We start from the raw sequence: 19,028 nt of genomic DNA, 5'->3' as shown, positions 1-19,028 counted from the left end.
CGCGCTGCAAAGATAAATTTTTAATTTAAAATAGAAATCGTTTTTTAGTCTTTTTTTAGAATAAAAAAGCGCTTCTAAATTAGAAGCGCTTTACATATATATTTTTTTGAAATTTATTGCAAAGAAGGTGAATAGTTAGTAGGATAATCAACTGCTTTAGCTGTGGTATTTGATTCTATAAAATTAGAACCAAACGTCGCATCTATAACATCTAAAAATTTATTAGCCATTAGAGCATATCCTTTCGCTGTTAAATGAATACCATCTAAACTAACTAAACCACCAGTAACCAAATCAGTTGTTAACGTAAAGTCATCAAATGCTACACCGGTTGTAGATGCTTCAGTTAAAATACTATTCAAATCTAGCATGGCAACATTAGGATTTGAACCTGCAACAGCTGCAATAGTTAAGTTATATGCATCTGTAGCATCTCTAATTTCATCTTGCTCGCTAGGCAATAAAACCCATTTATCTGCAAGAGGTAATGTAACTCCTTCTACAGCAAATTGGCCAGCTATTGCTTGAGGCAAGCCTTGCCCCATTAAAGCCGCCACAACATCTGTATTAACAGTACCAATCACAGAAGCAAGAGGTAAAAGAAGTAGATCATCTGCCGTTGCCTGTCTAGTTTGTCCATAAGTTGCTCCAAATAAAGCAGCAACTGCACCAATAGTCCCTGGATCGGTGGGCAGCCCAAATTGCGCCAATAAACCAGCAAATTGAGGGCTAACACTTAATACGCCGGCAATTTGAGCAGCGATATTCGGCAAATTCTCATCATGAATAACTACAGCACTTGCCGCTGATTCAGAAAAAATAATTGTTCTTTCTGTAGCGTCATTAATTGCACCTTGTGATTGTAAAAATGCATAAACTCCGTTCAAGGCACCATATACTGTATTCAGTGTAGGAATTAATGGTCCATAAGCTGGATTAGAGGGTAACAGCGGGTCGTGATTAACTGTTGTAAAGTGTGGTAAATCTGTAATATAAGGTACGTTGGTAACCACTCCTTTTGCAGCACCGCCAGTTAATGCACCAACTAAAGTGGCAAACGTAGCATCGAAACCAACACCTGCAGGTCCTGCAGAAGGTGTGATAGGGTCTGTACCATCACCACCTGTAGTCGCATAACCTAAAACATCATTACCTCCAATTTCAGATAAGGTAAAAAATGTAGGATTTTGAGCCAATGCATCAGTTAACATTGATGCAGTAGGGCTAGATGCCATTCTTACAAAATAAGGGTTAGCACTAACGCCTAAATTGGCAGGGTTACCATACCCGTTAAATAATAAATGAAAACTTTTTGCACCAGGCACACCCATATTATTATAGGGTCCAGGCGTACCGGCCAGCACTTCTGTTGTTGGTGTAGCTGGTAGCCTAACTGGTCCAGCACCATCAAAAAATAATCTTGGTAAGGCCGCATCAGTTGTAGTTCCATTAATCAATAAACCACCAATATTATCATTGGTTAAAGGCTGACTTAAAGAAGTTCCTGCTAGCCCAGCAATAATATTAGGAAATGAATTTTGCTGTCCAGCAACAAATAAAGCTCCGTCTGTAAAACCTGCAGTAAATGAAGCTCCTATGGCAACATAATTAGAAAAATCAGCGCTTCCTGTAGTTAAGGCAGGGTAAACAGCTTCTGGCGGTAAATTCGGTTCTATAGTATCGTCTATTTCACAAGCAACAAAACTTAGAGAAAATACGGCTATAAGTAAATATTTATATTTTTTATACATTTTCATTTTATTTTAATTATTAACTACCCAAGAAACAAAAAACTGAGATCCAACAGCACCTGTTCCAACAGCACTACGGTATTCATCACCACCTAGATTTGAACCACCTATTTTAAAAGTTGATTTTAATTTAGGTACTCTTAAATTTACCTGAGCATCAATAACTGTTCTTTCAGAAACTAATGCATTAGCAATACCTGCCTGCCATAAATATTCCTCTTGCCATCTGGCATTAATATTAAAACCAAAATTCTCAAATAAGTTATTATGTCCTAATGACAACTTAGCCTTATGTTCAGGAGTATTAAAACCAACTAAGAAATCAGGGTCCTCTGCTTGATCGAAATCTAGTTTAGAATAGGTATAGCTAGCACCAATATCAAAACCTGCAATCTTTGTATTTAACCCAATATTCGCCCCATAAGAAGTAACATCTGCTGACGTATTGGTGTAGGTTTGAAAGGCTGTTACGTCACCCGCAACAAGGTCTTGGACTCCTGTTAGATCCGTCACGCTTCCATTGTTAGGTGTAATAACAACTTCCTGACTTATAAAACCTTCGTAATTATTATAATAAAAATTCACATCCATATCAACTTTCGCTATTCGTCCTCTATATCCCACATCATAAGCTGATACTTTTTCAGGAGCCACTAAATCAGCTGGTGCTTGAATTAAGTCAGCTGGATTTTGACTAACCCTAAATGCATCTACAGAAGTTCTTGTATAAGAATTGAAATAAGCATCTCTACCTGTCAACGTAGTACCAGGCAATATTCTATCCAAATTATCAGGTGAACCACCTACTAAAATAGCTCTACCTATATTAAAGCCAATAAATAAGGCTTGTGTATCTGGGTTTCTAAAACCTGTTTGATAAGATGCTCTAAAATTATGATTTCTATTTTCGCCTGCAGAATACACTAAAGATGCTCTTGGCGAAATATTACTATCAAAAAATTCATTTTTATCATAACGAATCGATCCTGTAAGTTTTAATCGTTCATCAGCAAATTTCTTACTTGCCTGAACGTAGGCACCTACCTCACTATACTCTATAGGCCCATCGTAATCTGTAAAAATAGTTCCAAATGAATTTAATGCATACCGTCTATAAGACCCGCCTACTTGAAGATCCATAGCATCATTCAGCATCTTCGAAAAATTATAATTCCCTTCAGCATGATATGACTTTGTATTATCTAAAAATTTAGAACCAGTAGCCACATCTGGGTCAGATGTTACTTGATTAAATAAAGCTCTAAATTCTGGTGTTCCAGGTTCAGGTCTATAAGCTGCATCAGCTGCAGTTCTTGCATTAGCGTGAGCTTGTGCATCAGATCCTCCACCTAAAACGGTTTGTAGATAACCTCCTGCATAGGTACCAAACCATTCTAAAGCATTTACTCTGTTCATATTAATCCCTGTAAAACGCATATCGTAAGAATCACCCGCATCTTCAGAGGTAGTATACCCTCTTACAAAGAAATTATCACCTTTTACTTCAAGTTTATGTTGTTGAATAAAGAAATTCTTTAATTGATATCTGTTAGATCCTTGATAAATACTTCCTCCAAATCCTAACCGTGAATTCCAGATTACTTCTATATCATTTTCAAAGGGTCTGTAATTTAGTGAAAAATCGGCCTTCATACTTTCAGCGTTATAATCTGTCAAATCTTGCTCTAAATAACCTGTGCGACCAACATTTACTGCAGGTAATAAAGCAGCAGCACCCGCAGGAAAACCAGTTCCTGGTGTGTTTTCTAAGATCACACCGACATCTCTTAAAGTAAGTCCAAGAGCCCCAGTCGAAATTTCATCACCATAAATATTTAAACCATCATGTGCATGTCTTGAAGGGTCAGCAGGAATAATAAAATCTGGATCGCCTACCTGTGCACCAACATCACTATATTGATTCGTATCATTTGCAACCCAATCAGTTCCTTTCATATATGAAAAAGAAGCTTTTGCTGCAAACTTTTCGCTGAATGCATGTGCTGCACGAATACCAAAATCAGTAAAATTGTTATCTCCAGCAGCATCTTGTACAGTTAACCCCGTTTTAACATAGGCACTTATACCTTGATGCTCAAAAGGGTTTTTACTTGTCATAAATAAAATACCATTAAAAGCATTTGCCCCATATAATGCAGAAGATGCTCCTGGAAGTAGTTCAACACTCTGCACATCTAGTTCATTTATACCAATTAAGTTACCCAATACAAAGTTCAATGCTGGTGATGAATTATCCATCCCATCAACTAACTGAACAAAACGAGTATTGGCAAATGTTGCAAATCCTCTTGTATTAACTGAGTTAAACGTTAAACTACTCGTGTTTACATCAACTCCTTTCAAATTTTCTAACCCTTGATAAAAATTTGCTGTAGAAGTATTTTTTATTGCTCTGGCGTCCATTCTCTCAATCGTAACGGGAGACTCGCGAACACTTTCTGGAGTTCTCGAAGCCGAAACAACAACCTCATCTAGCTGAGTACCCTCTACTAAAGCTATTGTGAGTTTTTGATTATTCTCGGTTACTTCTACTGTTTGACTCTCATACCCTACAGACGTAAAAACCACTTTAAAAGGTAATGGTTCAGTAACATTCAAGGTGAAATTACCATCAAAATCAGTACTCGTACCAATAAATTTACCTTCAAGTCTAATATTCACACCAGGTATTGGATCATTATTAGCTGCATCAGTAACCGTTCCTGTAACTACGGTTTGCGCAACAGCAGTAACACTAATTAATAGCACAGCTACAAGAGTAAAAAGTTTATTCATAATGTATAATTATATGGTTAACAATGTCGCAAAGTACAATTTTTTTTACATTTTACAATGCATGCATAATAAATTAGAGGATTAATAAATCAGAATACTAGTAATCTTTTAACTGCCGATTCTTTCCCTTTTTTAATTTCAATAAAATACAAACCTTTAGACAATACGCTAATGTCCAACTCTTCATTGAATACAATGCTTTCAAGGCCATATCTTTTCGAGATTATTCTTCTTCCTAAAGTATCATAAATTGAAACGCTAGTGTTATCAGTTCTAAAAGAAACAAAAGAAATATTTACTAAACCATTTGTAGGGTTTGGCCAGATAGATAAGTCTTGAAATACTTCATTATTTGTATTAGCTACTGCCACACTTTCACACAATTCTAAACTCCAACTATTAATGGTACCGATATCGTCACCGGCATTGTCAGATACATTAAGCGTCCAATTACCAGATGATGACTCTCCATTAAATGCTGCTAAAACTTCTAAAGATTTGATTGTTCCTGTTATAACAGGAGAAGAATTAGCACAAACTAAATCAACCCCCAAATCGTCAAAAGTTGCAGACATATTCACATTCCCTCCAGCTCCACTACATTGTCGGTTTACCAACTCAACACTTGTACCTTGAGGACTTTCTAGAGTAAAAATTAAATCCCTCATCCAAGTATGACTAACACTTATAGTTACATTAACATCACTCACAATAAAATCATCTGTTACGTTAACAACTGAATTTATACCTAAAGGAATATCATCAGGTATACCTAAAGGAGTATCTGAAGCATTATAATTTTCACAAACAATTTCACTTGTTATAAATACACTTGTTGCAGAAAAACTACCTGAGGTACAATTATTAGTAGGTTTTACCCTCCAATAATAAGTTGTGGCATCCTGTAAATTTTGCGGCAAATAAGAATTTGTTTGGATAGTGGCAGTTTCTATGATAGTATTAAACCCTGCATCTGTAGCTATATCAATATCATAATTTTGAACATTCACATCTTCATCCCATAACAACATACTACCATTAGCCAACACTCCTGTTGTTCCGTTAGATGGTGATGTTAGCGTTGGACTTAAAATAGTACTTTCAAACACATTTAGTACAACATCTAATATTCTAGTTACTGAAGTTGAAGTACATACTATTTCAAAATTATATGACCCTGGATTAAGATTAACAATACCCTCAATGGTTAATTGAACATTATCATTAGTATTTGCTGATGTTGGATTGAAAACCGCATCTGCTCCTGAAGGTAAATTGTTTGTCGAAAAGCTAACAGTCTCTGTAAAACCACTTGCAAAGTTTACATTAAAATTATAGACAGCATTATCTGGCGAGCAAACTGTTTGAGTGCTTTGAGATACACTCGCCGCAAAATCATTAACAATATTAATATTAGTATCATTTAGCGCATAAAAAATATTGTTAGCTGATTCAATTTTTATTCTTGCCGAATTGGTTATATTGGATGGCACTGTGATAATTTGAGCCCCATCATTTGGTGTATTAGAAGCTAAAGTTATTGGATACGTAAATCCACCATCGAGAGATAATAAAATATTTATATTAGCAGCATTTACTGGAGCATTATTTGTGCCAGCTACATCCCAAGTTATGGTTTCTATAGTACCAGATGCCCAAAAAACTTCGTTAGTATTTTGGCTTGTCACCATAAAAGGACCTGAATTATTATCAATTGTTATGGTCATATCATCCGAGGCAGTTTGTCCACCGCCAGCAACATTATCACGCACCGTTAAACTAAAGTCCATAGTTCTCCCCACACTAGGTAATACCTGCCAAGTTGATGATAAATTACCAGCAATGACTGTGTTAAGTGCAGGTAAATAACGATCTGACGATGTCGTTGGGTCTAATGACCTAAAGACCGCCCCTTGTGTTTGAGTAGATAATGGTGGACTAGAAATACGGACAACTCCATTATCTTGTTGCTCCCAACAAAAAGTAATGGCGTCTCCATCAATATCAGAACCCTGACCTCTTAATACCAAAGGTGTCGATTTTGGTACTGTAAAATTATCTCCGGCATTAACTGTTGGGGCATTAGTATTTCCTGTTAAAGTCGTTTCATCATCACATAATGAGCTTCCAGAAGATATAAAGTTATATATCTCTTGAATGCTCACTAAATTAAAATAATCATCACTATTTAACTGCACATTTTGTGGAGCACAAATACCAGCATAAGCCATAATTGTTGTTCCACTACCTGGTTCAACCGCAGTTGCATCATTTCTATTACCTCCTCCGCAACTACGAGCAGTTCCATTGAATGTATGATTTGCTCCAAATTGATGACCTAATTCGTGAGCAACAAAATCTACATCAAATGGATCACCAACAGGAGCACTCTGTCCTGTAACGCCTCCTGCCTTTGAAGCTCCGCAAGGTGAACCCAAAAAAGCCACACCTCCTCCACCAGTACTAAATACATGACCAATATCGTAATTTGCGGCACCTATAATATTATCTATAGTCGTCTGATTCTGACTCAACATGCTTGAACCGTCTCCATTTGTATATGGGTCTTCACCCGGATCAGAACTTAAAAAAATGAGTTGATCATTATTTGGAACTAATTGCAAGGTTAACGCAACTTCACGCTCAAAAATCGCACTCACTCTAGTCATAGTTACATTTATAGCACTCATAACAGCGTTTATGGAATCCGTTCTTGTGCTATTTGCAGGTAAACCAGAAGTGTGAAAATCTGAATATTCTTCGGTTGTAGCAAGTGCTAATTCAAAAGTTCTTAGTAGACCATCATTAGCGTTTTTAAAGTTTAAATTTTTAGTTTTTGATACCGATAACTGGTTTTCTACAAAGCATGTAAATTCTTTCTTTACATTTATATCTTTACGCTTGTAGGCTATATATATGTTCTTTTTAGATTCTAATGGATCAATATACAACGTACTTTTTCCATTTGTGAAAATCATAGCATGTAAACCAAAAGGAGTCAGACTAAATCTTAGTGAAGTTGATTTATCATCAACTCCCTTACCTATATAAGATTTTAAGTTAGAGAATTTATTTGCCAAATCAGGATGCATTATTGACGCTTCCTCTACCTTATATTTTATCAATTTACCTTTAGCGTTAGGAAATTGAATTACCGTTTTTAAAACCGAAGACGGATTTATGTGCTTAGCAACCTCTGATAAACTAGTTTTAAGAGCACTAATATCTAAATGATAGATGTTATTTGCTTTTGGAATATTTCGTTTCTTTGTTAAGAATGATTTTTCAGTACTAGATTTTACCCATAGGGTTTTCTCTTGCCCTAAAGAAACTAAGCAAAATAATAACAATATAACTGTAAAAAATAGTGATATATCTTTCTTCATTAATTCATAAATAATTAAAGTATTCAAACAAATTTAGGTAATTAAATTTTATATTTTTACGAAAAGAAGGTTATGAAAATTACTTTCACTTTCTGTATGATTATTTTTTTATCGTCATGCTCTGCTCAAAAAAAAGTATCATTTTTAGCAGAATTAAAGAGGAGTAAATCTTTTACTATAGCTAATTGTCCAAAAGATGGAACTTGTCTTTTGAAAATTATCCCGAACAAAACCTTGAAATTAAAAAAGGATGAATTTGGCATGTATTACGGAGAGAAAGTTAATAAAGATTCTATTCTTTTAGAATACACTTACAAACGTAATGAATTAAAAAACACCACTGATAGTCATTATTCTGAAACTATTTATTTATCCATCCCAAAAGAAACAAAAAATCTAGTGTTATCTAATAAAGATTTACAGAAAGTATCAGCCACCTTACATAGATTATGTTACTGTAAAGGAACTGCTGGATATTTCAAAATAACAGAAGGCAATCTATCTCTTAATATCAAAAAAAATCAATTAACTTTGAGCGCAGATTTAAGTATCAAAAATATACCTATGCTACTTAATAAAATTGACGAAAAAATAAGTTTAGACCAATAAGTCTCTTCAGTGAAAATACATCACTCCTATCAAGATTTTAATAAAAAAGATACCTCAATAGTTACTATAGGAACCTTTGACGGTGTACATGTTGGGCATCAAGCCATTATAAAAAATCTAATAAAAAACGCCAGAGATAATAATGGGGAATCTGTGATTCTAACTTTTTTTCCTCACCCAAGAATGGTATTACAAAAAGGTAATTCTATAAAATTATTAAATACCATAAATGAAAGAATTGATCTAATTCAAAAAATAGGGCTTGATCATTTAATAATAGAACCTTTCACAAAAGAATTCTCAAGACTTACGGCATTAGATTTTGCGCGAGACATATTAAAAAAAAGTCTGAGTGCTCAAAAATTAGTTATTGGGTATGATCATCGTTTCGGTAGAAACCGTGAAGGTAATTTTGAGCAATTACAAGAATATGGAAGTATTTATGGATTTGAAGTAGAAGAAATTCCAGCTCAAGACATTGAAAATATTTCTGTGAGCTCTACCAAAATTAGAAAAGCTCTTGAAGATGGAGACATTGAAAAAGCAAACGAATACTTAGGCTACGCATTTAGACTTACAGGCGAGGTCGTTGCTGGTAAAGCTTTAGGTAGACAGTTTAATTATCCTACTATAAACATGCATATAAAAGAGGATTACAAGTTAATACCAAAGTCTGGTGTTTATATTGTTGAAACCAATATAAATAACAAACATTATTTTGGTATTATGAATATTGGTAAAAGGCCAACGTTAAATGGCAAACGCAAAACTATTGAAGTACATCTTCTTGATTTTGACGCCAATCTTTACGGAGAAAATATTCAAGTAAGTTTATTAAAGCGTTTGCGTGACGAGCAAAAGTTTGCTTCTGTAGAGCATCTATTTGCTCAGATAAAAAAAGATGAACAAAAAGCACGTGAGCTGATAAAGAGTGGAGAAATTTCTATTTAGACATATAGATAATTCCCCATTAATTATATTTCGAATCATCTTCGGATTATTACTTTTTCTAGAATCTTGGGGAGCAATCCTTACTGGATGGGTTACTAAAACAATGGTTGAACCCAAATTCACTTTTAATTTTATAGGATTTGATTTCTTGCAGCCCTTACCAGGAAATGGCATGTACTATTACTACCTAATAATGGGTGTTTTTGGGTTTTGTGTGATGATAGGGTATCGATATCGGCTAGCAATAGTTTCCTTTTTTTTGATGTGGTCTGCTACATACTTAATGCAAAAATCCTCGTATAATAATCATTACTACTTAACAGCTCTATTAAGTTTTTTAATGATCTTTTTACCAGCTAACAACTACTTATCTTTTGATGTAAAAAGAAAACCTTCTCTAAAAGCAATTTCAGTTCCATTTTGGACTTCACTAATCTTAATGTTACAGATAGGGTTGGTTTATTTTTATGGCGGAATTGCCAAAATATATCCAGATTGGCTACAAGCGATTCCTGCAAAATTATTTTTATCAACTAAAATCAATTTTCCAGTAATAGGTAAATTATTAAATAACGGCTGGTTTCCATATTTTTTAAGCTATGGCGGATTATTTTTTGACTTATTGATTGTTCCTTTATTATTATTCAAAAGAACACGAGTTTTTGCTTTTGCTATTTCTATATTTTTTCACCTTTTTAATGCCATCGTTTTTCAAGTTGGTATTTTTCCCTTCTTAAGTTTAGCTTTTGCTTTATTTTTCTTTGAGCCAAGAACAATTCATAAAATCTTTCTTAAAAGGAAACCATTTTATAATAAAAATGAAGTAATAGTACCTAATTTCAAGAAAACTATAATTCTTTTTTTTGGAATTTACTTTATCATTCAATTTGTACTTCCGTTAAGACATTGGACAATTAAAGATAATGTGCTCTGGACAGAAGAAGGGCATCGTTTAAGTTGGCGAATGATGTTGAGAGCCAAATCAGGTTTTCAAACTTTTACTATAGTTGATAAGGAAACCGGTAAAAAGGAAATAATAAATCTAAGGCAATACCTTACCGATAAACAACTACGGTCGGTAATGGCGAAACCTGATATGATTTGGCAATTTTCTCAACGTCTTAAAAAAATATATGCTGCAAATGGAAAAGATATTGCTGTTTTTGTAAAAGGAAATATAAGCGTTAATGGTAAAGAAAGAAAACCTTTAGTTAATGATACTATTGATTTAGCCTTAGCAAAATGGGATCATTTTAAACATAACAAATGGTTGTTACCTTCAGGAAAAAACTAATAAGATTTAAGACAATATAGCTACTTACTAACCGTTCTTTTGTTGTAGGTTTTCTCATTTCTAATGTATAGATTAATTCTCCTTTTAGTTTGCTTTTCTGTTTTTAGTATAAAGTCATATGGCCAAGCATGTATTACTATCAATGATCAACCGCAAAATCAACTTTTTCTAGATAACGATAATATTACTTTGAGTGTTGACGCCTCTAGTAATGAAACTCTTTCTTACCAATGGCAGGTGTTTAATATTACTACAAATGATTGGGAGGATCTAGATGACGGTTTTGATTATACAGGAACAGATACAAACATATTAACATTAACTAATGTCTCTCAATCCATTAGCAGAACACAATTTAGAGTTCAAATCTCAGGTCAAAGCCTTACTTGTTTTGAAAATTCTCGACCGGCTACCATTACGTTTATAGCCATAAATGTGAATACCATTTTTACGCCTAATGATGACGGGTTTAATGACTTTTTTAATATTAGTGGTATTATAGCCTTTCCAAACAGTAAACTTCAAATTTATAATCGTTGGGGAAATTTGGTTTTTGAAAAGATTGGTTATCAAAACGATTGGAATGGTATAGCTACTACCGGAGCTACAGTTAATGGATCAAAAAGATTACCAACTGGAACTTACTTCTACACTATCGATTTAAACTTTGACAACAAAAAATTCTCTGGGTGGTTGTACCTAACTAGATAATGATAAACTATCTGAAACATATTATTCTTAGTTGTTTTCTATTGATACCATTATTAGACACTCAAGCTCAACAAACACCACATTATACACAATACATTTTCAACTCGCAGCTATATAACCCAGCATATGTTGGTAGTAAAGAATTTTTAAGCTTAACCTTATCTTCTAGAATTCAGTGGACTCCAATAAATGGAGCACCACAAACACATAATATTTTTGCACAAACAAAGTTAGAAAACAGACCTATTGGTATAGGTGCTTCTTTTTCAATAGATCGTTTAGGCCCAGTTGATCAAAAAAACATAAATATTGATGGTTCTTATATTATAAGAGCAACAGAAAAGTCACAATTAGCATTCGGCTTAAAAATAGGCGGTGAGATTTTAACTGTAGACCTTAGTAAAGGTTCTCCACAAGACTCTAACGATCCATTATTAGCAGAATCCATAGAATCTAAATTTTCACCAACTTTAGGAGCTGGTGCTTTTTGGTACGGAGACAATTGGTATGTAGGCTTATCAGTATTAAACCTATTGCATACTAATCATTTTGGTGGAGAAATTACTGATAGACCTTACTATTTTCTAATGAGTGGTTATGTATTTGAATTGAGTAGAGTGTTAAAATTCAAACCCACTCTTTTAACTAAAGCTGTAAGCGGAGCCCCTTTATCTTTAAATGTTGCAGCTAATATTATGTTTGATGAAAAGTTTACAGGAGGACTATCATATAACAACGGTGAATCATTGAGTGTAGTTGTAAGTGCCGATTTGAGTTCAGTTTTTACTATTGGCTATTCGTTTGATTATTCATTAAAAAGTTTAAATCAATTTAATGATGGTAGTCATGAATTTGTACTATCCTATCGATTTACAGAAAGCTCTAAAGCGCATCGATGTCACACTCGTTTTTTCTAGATTAAAAATATAAATCTTCATTCGTAAATCTAGAGGCAATCATTATCTTTGCTCACTTAAAATTGAACCACAATGTTACAGGTAGCTTTTATAAGGGAGAATAAAGAACGTGTTTTAAAAGGATTAGAGGTTCGTAATTTCGCAGATGCGGATAGCACAATCGAAAAGGTTTTGAACACAGATGAGACTAGAAGAAACATACAAGCAGAGTTAGATACAATTCTTGCAGAATCTAATAAAATTTCTAAAGAAATTGGCTTGCTTTTCAAGTCTGGTGAAGTTCAAAAAGCCAACTTATTAAAAGAAAAAACTGGTCAGTTAAAAGAGCAATCTAAACTATTAACAGAGAAACTAAACTCTTCTCAAGAAGAATTAAATCAGTTACTATATCAAATACCTAACATCCCTAATTCATTAGTTCCTTTCGGCAATACAGAAGATGATAATGAAGAAACTTTCCGTGAAGGTGATGTGCCTAAATTGAGCGAAAATGCTTTACCTCATTGGGAACTAGCTAAGAAATATGACATTATCGATTTTGAACTTGGTAATAAAATTACTGGAACTGGTTTTCCCGTATACAAAGGCAAAGGCGCCAAATTACAACGTGCATTAATTAGCTATTTTTTAGATAAAAATACTAAGGCTGGTTATCAAGAAGTTCAAGTTCCACATTTAGTGAATGAAGCTTCTGGTTTTGGTACCGGTCAGCTCCCGGATAAAGAAGGTCAAATGTATCATGTAACTGGTGATAATTTATATTTAATACCTACTGCTGAAGTTCCAGTTACTAACTTATATCGCGACACTTTACTTAAAGAAAGTGATTTTCCTATTTTGAATACTGGTTATACTCCCTGTTTTAGACGAGAAGCAGGTTCGTATGGTGCACATGTTAGAGGGCTAAACAGATTACATCAATTCGATAAAGTAGAAATTGTTAGAATAGAGCATCCTGATAATTCCTACGAAGCTCTAGATGGAATGGTCGATCATGTAAAAGAAATTCTTAGAGAATTAAAACTCCCTTACAGAATTTTACGATTATGTGGTGGCGATTTAACTTTTGCTTCCGCTTTAACTTACGATTTCGAAGTGTTTTCTACAGCTCAAGATCGATGGTTAGAAATAAGTTCAATTTCAAATTTTGAAACTTTTCAAGCAAGCCGCTTAAAATTACGTTTTAAAAATAGCGAAGGTAAAAGTCAATTGGCGCATACATTGAACGGGAGTTCTTTAGCATTGCCTAGAGTATTAGCGGGTATCTTAGAAAATTACCAAACAGAAGAAGGCATAGTAATACCTGATGTATTACAGAAATATACTGGTTTTAAGATCATAAACTAATTATTGGTAACAGCTACCATTAATTTTTTATATCTGTTCATTTCTATAAGCGCATCTACATATGCGTTTATATTACCAGACTTCATAAAAAGATTTGCTTTTTTCTTAGCTATCGTGTAGTGTTTCTTTAATTCGATCATTGTAAAAGTATTTAGTTGTTGTTACTTATAAGACAAATGTCATGCCAAAATGTTACAAAGTAAAGGTTCAACTCATACGTTTTATCAAATTTTTAACACTTCTTTTACTACCTTTGGTCAAGTAGCAAATAAATTTTAGTTTACTCACGTTATAACGCTATGCGAATTACTTTTATTGCCATATTATTATTCTTTACAACATTTAGCTTTTCGCAAAGCTCTCAGTTAGCTTATAGTTATTTTAGAAAAGGAGAGTATGAAAAGGCCTCGGTACTGTATGAACAATTGCATGAAAAGAATGCTATTAGACGTGATTATTTTAAAAGGTTACTGTCTTGTTATCAGTTAACTGAAAAATTTAAAGAAGCCACAGATTTATTAAATCAACAGAAGTTAAGATTTCCATCTCAACAATATTTAGACATCGAAATTGGTTATAATTTACAATTACAAGATCAGCCAGATTTAGCACTGCCCTATTATGAATCTGCTTTACGATCGGTTGAAAAGAATCCTAATTCTGGATACCTTATCGGGAAGACTTTTCAGGATAATCATTTACTAGATTATGCTTTAAAAGCTTATAGAAAGGCAATGGAATTAAATTCAAACCTTAACTATGATGCTTATATCGCTTTTATTTATGGAGAAAAAGCAGAAATAGAAAACATGTTCGATTCTTATCTAAGCATGGTTGATAAAAATCCTAGTTATTTTTCTACTGTACAGCGCTATGCAGGTCGTTTTTTGTCAGATGATAATCAAGATGCAAATAATGTACTTTTTAGAAAGTTATTGTTAAAGCGACTACAAAGTAATCCTAATAACTCTTGGAATATGTTGCTTAGTTGGTTATACATGCAACAAAAGGATTATGACAAGGCCTTAGTACAAGAGAAGGCTCTTTACCTACGTAATCAAGAAGGTCTAGAAAGAATTATTGAAGTTGGCGACCTGGCATTTAATAATGAAGATTTTGAAACTGTAAAAAATACTTTTCAATATGTGTTAGAAAATACTCCTGATCAAAATGTACAATTAGAAGCTCAACTGTATTTGTTAGACGCTGGCATCGCAACAGCAACATCTAAAGAAGAATTAGATGTATTAGATCAACGATTTAATGAGTTGTTTCAACAGTATGGTATTAATAGTAATACGATCGATCTTCAAGTAGCTTATGCTGATTTTTTAACATTCAAAAAGAATAACCCTCAAAAAGCAATAGAAATATTAAATGGTGCTTTGTCTAGAACAGTATCTGACTTTCAGAAAGGTGAAGTAAAAATTAAATTAGCCGATGTCTTGGTGTATACAAATCAATTTAACCAAGCATTAATTCATTACACACAAGTTCAAACCAAATTAAAGAATAGCACATTAGCGCAAACTGCCCGTTTTAAAGTAGCGCAAACCTCTTATTTTAAAGGTGATTTTAAATGGGCATCAACCCAATTAAAAGTATTAAAAGGTTCAACTTCCCAATTGATTGCAAATGATGCTGTTGATTTATTTTTATTGATTTCAGATAATTTAGGATATGACTCTATTCCTAAAGCCTTACAATTATACGCTAAAGCAGATTTATTAGCTTTTCAAAACAAAAACAAGGAAGCAATTGATAGTTTAGATTTCGTACTAAAAAACCATAAAGATCATGAAATAGAAGACGTTGCTTTATTTAAACAAGCACAACTTTTTGAAAAAACTTCGCAATTCACAAAAGCAGAAATTAACTATCAAAAAATAATTGACATGCAATACGCTAGTATTTTACTAGACAATAGTTATTTTAGATTAGGAGAATTGTATGAGAATAGACTTAACATTCCTGAAAAAGCCAAAGAAATGTATCAAAAGATCATTTTTGAACATCCGTCCAGTATTTACTTGGTCGATGCCCGCAAACGCTTTAGGAAATTACGAGGAGATCAAATCAACTAAAATTGAATGAAAAGTTATGTATTTTTAATAGTTCTTGTTTTATCAATACTTGCTTGTAAAGAAAAAAGCAAAAATTCCTCAAAAGAAAGTATTGCTAGTTCTGAGGTTGAAACAAAAAAACTAAATAGTAAAACTGATTCTTTAATTTACGTTCAACTTGAAGAGCCAAAAAACACTTTAGAAATCAAATTTAATGATTTTAGTATTCTTTTAGATAGTATTGGAATATGGGATAATGAACATAAGTTAAAACAAATACAAAAAGATACTGCATTTGTGTTTTTAGAATTAGGCAAGACCATAGAAGGTAAAACTTTTAAAATTATACCTAATGGATTTGATAAAATAGTAGTTTATCAACGTCATGAAAATAGTATTACTATTATGGATGAAGGTCCTCATTGTGATTTATTGGATTGGAAACATTATTATTCTAATTGGAAAAAGTTATATAGTAAAAGCAATATTTTTATAACTGATTCCTACTCTCAAGATGACTGGGGAAAATTTGTCACTTATACTAAAGATGAATTAGAAAAAACTGTTTTCGATTATTGCGGAGAACGTTGGCATAAACTCCTAAAAAACCTTGACAACCCTGAATTTTCGCCTGTCGACGTCAGCATGAGTAGAATTTTTTTAAAAATTAATTTAATAAATTCAAATACCGGGGAAAAGAAAGAAGAAACTATTTCTTTTGAAATTCCAATGGGCTGTTAAATAAATTAAAGAAATGTATATATACAACGTAACAATAAATATAGACGAATCGGTTGAAAACGACTGGTTAAGGTGGATGCAAGAAAAACATATTCCAGAAATGCTAGAAACGGGTAAATTTACCGAAGCAAAGATGAGTCAGGTTATGGTTGAAGAAGAAATGGGTGGTGTTACTTATTCGGTTCAATATACAACTGATAGCAAAGAAACACTTGATCTTTATTATTATCATGATGCTGATAGATTACGTGAAGAGGCCATAAAACTTTTCGGTAATAAATTTGTGGCTTTTAGAACTGAATTAGATGTAGTTCATCATACTAAAAACTTCATTAACTCTTAATGTCGGTAAAAGCCAAAAAACATCTTGGTCAGCATTTCTTAAAAGATGAAAACATCGCAAAAAAAATAGCGGATTCACTTACAGGAAAAAATTACAATGATGTCTTAGAAATTGGCCCAGGTATGGGCGTATTGACCAAATATCTACTTGAAAAAAAATTCGTTACACATGTTATTGAAATAGATACAGAGTCTGTTGAGTATTTGAAAGCTCATTATTTAAATTTGGCTGATCGAATCATTTCCAAAGATTTTTTAAAAATTAATTTAGATGATTTTTTTGATGACAAGCCACTTGCAATAATTGGTAATTTTCCTTACAATATCTCATCTCAAATTGTTTTTAAAGCTTTAGAGAATCGTGATCGTATACCAGAATTTTCTGGTATGTTTCAAAAAGAAGTTGCTCAGCGTATTGCTGAAAAACCAGGTTCTAAAACTTATGGTATTCTTTCAGTACTAACTCAAGCTTTTTATAGTGCCGAATACCTTTTTACTGTTTCACCAAGTGTATTTAATCCGCCACCAAAGGTAGATTCTGGAGTGATTAGGCTTGTTCGTAAAGAAAATTACACCCTTCCTGTTGATGAAAAATTATTTTTTCGCGTAGTCAAAACGGCTTTTAATCAACGTAGAAAAATGTTACGTGGTAGTTTAAAAGCTTTTAATCTTTCAGATAAATTAAGAGAAGATGCTATATTTGCGCAACGCCCTGAACAATTATCCGTCGAGGAATTTGTCAGTTTGACGCAAAAAATAGCAAACGATGCCATTTGAGTTAACCAAAGAATTTATAGAACAAATAGAATTACTCATCTCTCAGTCAGACGAGAAGGCTATTCTTACGCTGTTGGAAGACGAGCATTATGCTGATATTGCTGAAGTTTTAGAAGAGTTAAACTTTGACGAAGCCGTTTACATTATCAAATTATTGGATAGCGAAAAGACTTCGGATATTTTAATGGAACTCGACGAGGACACTCGTGAAAAAATCCTTAAAAACCTATCTGCTAAAGAAATTGCAGAAGAGCTAGAAGAACTTGACACCGATGATGCGGCCGACATGGTTGCCGAATTACCCGAAGAACGTCAAGAAAGTGTCATCTCAGCTATTGAAGATGAGGAGCATAAAGCAGAAATTGAGGAATTACTGGCATATGATGAAGATACGGCGGGCGGTTTAATGGCAAAAGAGCTGGTTAAAGTTTATGAAACTTGGACCGTTGCTGGATGTTTACGAAGAATTAGAGGGCAAGCAAAAGATGTAAGAAGAGTCCATTCTATTTATGTAGTTAATAAACAAGATCAATTAATTGGTCGTCTTTCTTTGAAGGATTTAATTATTGCCAAAAACGAAGAAAAAATTGCTGATATCTATATTACGAATGTAGATTCAGTTCATGTTGATGATCACGGTGAAGAAGTTGCTAAAGTTATGGCAAAATATGATCTTGAAGCCATACCCGTAATCGATGATAATGATGTCCTTCTCGGAAGAATTACTATTGACGACATAGTTGATGTATTAAAGGAAGAGGCTGACAAAGATTATCAATTAGCTGCTGGTATTACCGAAGATGTTGAAGCAGATGATTCTATTTTTGAACTCACAAAAGCTCGCTTACCATGGCTTGTTCTTGGACTAATAGGTGGTCTTGGTTCTGTTATTATAATGGAAGGTTTTGAAGATGCACTAGCTAAATACAAACATTTATTTTTCTTTACCCCTTTAATTGCCGCTATGGCGGGAAATGTTGGTGTACAATCTTCCGCAATTATAGTTCAAGGTTTAGCAAATGACACAGTAAAAGGGAGTTTATTTAATCGTTTAGTCAAAGAAGTTGGACTAAGTTTAATTAATGGTTTAGTCTTAGGCTTTTTAGTCATTCTAGCAGGATTTGCCATGAAAATGGATATTACCTTTAGCTTTACAGTTGCCATCTCTATGGTAAGCGTTATTATTGTAGCTGCACTCATTGGGACTTTTGTACCTATTGTTTTAGATAAACGCGGTATTGATCCTGCAATAGCCACTGGTCCGTTTATTACAACCAGTAATGATATTTTTGGTATCTTTTTATTCTTCTATATTGCCAAATTGATTTTAGGCTTTTAGAATT

15 protein-coding genes are annotated in these 19,028 nt (G+C 33.4%); 11 read left to right on the top strand and 4 right to left on the bottom strand.

What is annotated here, in order from left to right:
• Positions 1 to 113: 113 nt before the first annotated feature.
• The 3 genes from AC1EUV_RS12960 to AC1EUV_RS12950 form a co-directional block, all read right to left on the bottom strand.
• Positions 114 to 1,751 (bottom strand): G-D-S-L family lipolytic protein, encoded by a 1,638-nt coding sequence (locus tag AC1EUV_RS12960; RefSeq protein WP_480199144.1) that lies wholly within the window; start codon positions 1,749 to 1,751, stop codon positions 114 to 116.
• Between the two features lie 12 nt (positions 1,752 to 1,763).
• On the bottom strand, positions 1,764 to 4,547 hold the full coding sequence (locus AC1EUV_RS12955) for a TonB-dependent receptor (RefSeq protein WP_480199143.1): 2,784 nt from the start codon (positions 4,545 to 4,547) through the stop codon (positions 1,764 to 1,766).
• An 89-nt stretch (positions 4,548 to 4,636) separates the two neighbouring features.
• Positions 4,637 to 7,933 carry a reprolysin-like metallopeptidase gene (locus AC1EUV_RS12950; RefSeq protein ID WP_480199142.1) on the bottom strand — a complete coding sequence of 1,099 codons (3,297 nt, stop codon included), beginning with the start codon at positions 7,931 to 7,933 and terminating at the stop codon, positions 4,637 to 4,639.
• Between the two features lie 72 nt (positions 7,934 to 8,005).
• On the opposite strand from AC1EUV_RS12950, the gene AC1EUV_RS12945 reads away from it, so the two are divergent.
• The 6 genes from AC1EUV_RS12945 to serS all read left to right on the top strand — a co-directional run bounded on the left by AC1EUV_RS12945 (position 8,006) and on the right by serS (position 13,762).
• Complete coding sequence (locus tag AC1EUV_RS12945; protein WP_480199141.1) at positions 8,006 to 8,542, top strand: hypothetical protein; 537 nt, start codon at positions 8,006 to 8,008, stop codon at positions 8,540 to 8,542.
• Positions 8,543 to 8,551: 9 nt separating this feature from the next.
• Positions 8,552 to 9,493, top strand: coding sequence for a bifunctional riboflavin kinase/FAD synthetase (locus AC1EUV_RS12940; RefSeq protein ID WP_480199140.1), 942 nt, complete (start codon positions 8,552 to 8,554; stop codon positions 9,491 to 9,493).
• Positions 9,474 to 10,787: an HTTM domain-containing protein gene (locus AC1EUV_RS12935; RefSeq protein ID WP_480199139.1), complete on the top strand. Its 1,314-nt coding sequence runs from the start codon at positions 9,474 to 9,476 to the stop codon at positions 10,785 to 10,787. Before AC1EUV_RS12940 ends, AC1EUV_RS12935 begins: the two co-directional genes overlap by 20 nt.
• 63 nt (positions 10,788 to 10,850) lie before the next feature.
• Entirely contained in the window at positions 10,851 to 11,498 is a 648-nt protein-coding gene (locus AC1EUV_RS12930; RefSeq protein WP_480199138.1) for a T9SS type B sorting domain-containing protein, read from the top strand.
• Positions 11,498 to 12,415, top strand: a complete 918-nt coding sequence (locus AC1EUV_RS12925; protein WP_480199137.1) for a PorP/SprF family type IX secretion system membrane protein — start codon at positions 11,498 to 11,500, stop codon at positions 12,413 to 12,415. The genes AC1EUV_RS12930 and AC1EUV_RS12925 overlap by 1 nt, the downstream gene beginning before the upstream one ends.
• 72 nt (positions 12,416 to 12,487) lie before the next feature.
• Positions 12,488 to 13,762 (top strand): serine--tRNA ligase, encoded by a 1,275-nt coding sequence (serS, locus tag AC1EUV_RS12920; protein ID WP_480199136.1) that lies wholly within the window; start codon positions 12,488 to 12,490, stop codon positions 13,760 to 13,762.
• Here the strand turns inward: serS and AC1EUV_RS12915 are convergent.
• Positions 13,759 to 13,902, bottom strand: coding sequence for a hypothetical protein (locus tag AC1EUV_RS12915; protein WP_480199135.1), 144 nt, complete (start codon positions 13,900 to 13,902; stop codon positions 13,759 to 13,761). The genes serS and AC1EUV_RS12915 overlap by 4 nt on opposite strands.
• Positions 13,903 to 14,061: 159 nt before the next feature.
• Here AC1EUV_RS12915 and AC1EUV_RS12910 point away from each other — a divergent pair, with 159 nt between their 5' ends.
• Genes AC1EUV_RS12910 through mgtE form a run of 5 tightly spaced genes read left to right on the top strand, consistent with a single transcriptional unit; the run spans position 14,062 to position 19,024 of the window.
• Positions 14,062 to 15,846, top strand: coding sequence for a tetratricopeptide repeat protein (locus AC1EUV_RS12910; RefSeq protein ID WP_480199134.1), 1,785 nt, complete (start codon positions 14,062 to 14,064; stop codon positions 15,844 to 15,846).
• Positions 15,847 to 15,852: 6 nt separating this feature from the next.
• On the top strand, positions 15,853 to 16,566 hold the full coding sequence (locus AC1EUV_RS12905; protein ID WP_480199133.1) for a hypothetical protein: 714 nt from the start codon (positions 15,853 to 15,855) through the stop codon (positions 16,564 to 16,566).
• Positions 16,567 to 16,579: 13 nt separating this feature from the next.
• Entirely contained in the window at positions 16,580 to 16,909 is a 330-nt protein-coding gene (locus AC1EUV_RS12900; RefSeq protein ID WP_480199132.1) for a DUF4286 family protein, read from the top strand.
• Positions 16,909 to 17,685: a 16S rRNA (adenine(1518)-N(6)/adenine(1519)-N(6))-dimethyltransferase RsmA gene (gene rsmA / locus AC1EUV_RS12895; protein WP_480199131.1), complete on the top strand. Its 777-nt coding sequence runs from the start codon at positions 16,909 to 16,911 to the stop codon at positions 17,683 to 17,685. Before AC1EUV_RS12900 ends, rsmA begins: the two co-directional genes overlap by 1 nt.
• Positions 17,675 to 19,024, top strand: coding sequence for a magnesium transporter (mgtE, locus tag AC1EUV_RS12890; protein ID WP_480199130.1), 1,350 nt, complete (start codon positions 17,675 to 17,677; stop codon positions 19,022 to 19,024). Before rsmA ends, mgtE begins: the two co-directional genes overlap by 11 nt.
• Positions 19,025 to 19,028 lie beyond the last annotated feature (4 nt).

The organism is Maritimimonas sp. 2304DJ26-3, assembly GCF_056591635.1.
Note: the sequence above shows the minus strand (reverse complement) of the source record. Positions and strands in the feature narration are given on the sequence as shown.

Coding starts and splice junctions, on each gene's coding strand:
- serS (WP_480199136.1), top strand. CDS start 12,488: ATGTTACAGGTAGCTTTTATAAGGGAGAATAAAGAACGTGTTTTAAAA.
- AC1EUV_RS12905 (WP_480199133.1), top strand. CDS start 15,853: ATGAAAAGTTATGTATTTTTAATAGTTCTTGTTTTATCAATACTTGCT.
- AC1EUV_RS12900 (WP_480199132.1), top strand. CDS start 16,580: ATGTATATATACAACGTAACAATAAATATAGACGAATCGGTTGAAAAC.
- rsmA (WP_480199131.1), top strand. CDS start 16,909: ATGTCGGTAAAAGCCAAAAAACATCTTGGTCAGCATTTCTTAAAAGAT.
- AC1EUV_RS12930 (WP_480199138.1), top strand. CDS start 10,851: ATGTATAGATTAATTCTCCTTTTAGTTTGCTTTTCTGTTTTTAGTATA.
- AC1EUV_RS12950 (WP_480199142.1), bottom strand. CDS start 7,933: ATGAAGAAAGATATATCACTATTTTTTACAGTTATATTGTTATTATTT.
- AC1EUV_RS12955 (WP_480199143.1), bottom strand. CDS start 4,547: ATGAATAAACTTTTTACTCTTGTAGCTGTGCTATTAATTAGTGTTACT.
- AC1EUV_RS12945 (WP_480199141.1), top strand. CDS start 8,006: ATGAAAATTACTTTCACTTTCTGTATGATTATTTTTTTATCGTCATGC.
- AC1EUV_RS12925 (WP_480199137.1), top strand. CDS start 11,498: ATGATAAACTATCTGAAACATATTATTCTTAGTTGTTTTCTATTGATA.
- mgtE (WP_480199130.1), top strand. CDS start 17,675: ATGCCATTTGAGTTAACCAAAGAATTTATAGAACAAATAGAATTACTC.
- AC1EUV_RS12960 (WP_480199144.1), bottom strand. CDS start 1,751: ATGTATAAAAAATATAAATATTTACTTATAGCCGTATTTTCTCTAAGT.
- AC1EUV_RS12910 (WP_480199134.1), top strand. CDS start 14,062: ATGCGAATTACTTTTATTGCCATATTATTATTCTTTACAACATTTAGC.
- AC1EUV_RS12915 (WP_480199135.1), bottom strand. CDS start 13,902: ATGATCGAATTAAAGAAACACTACACGATAGCTAAGAAAAAAGCAAAT.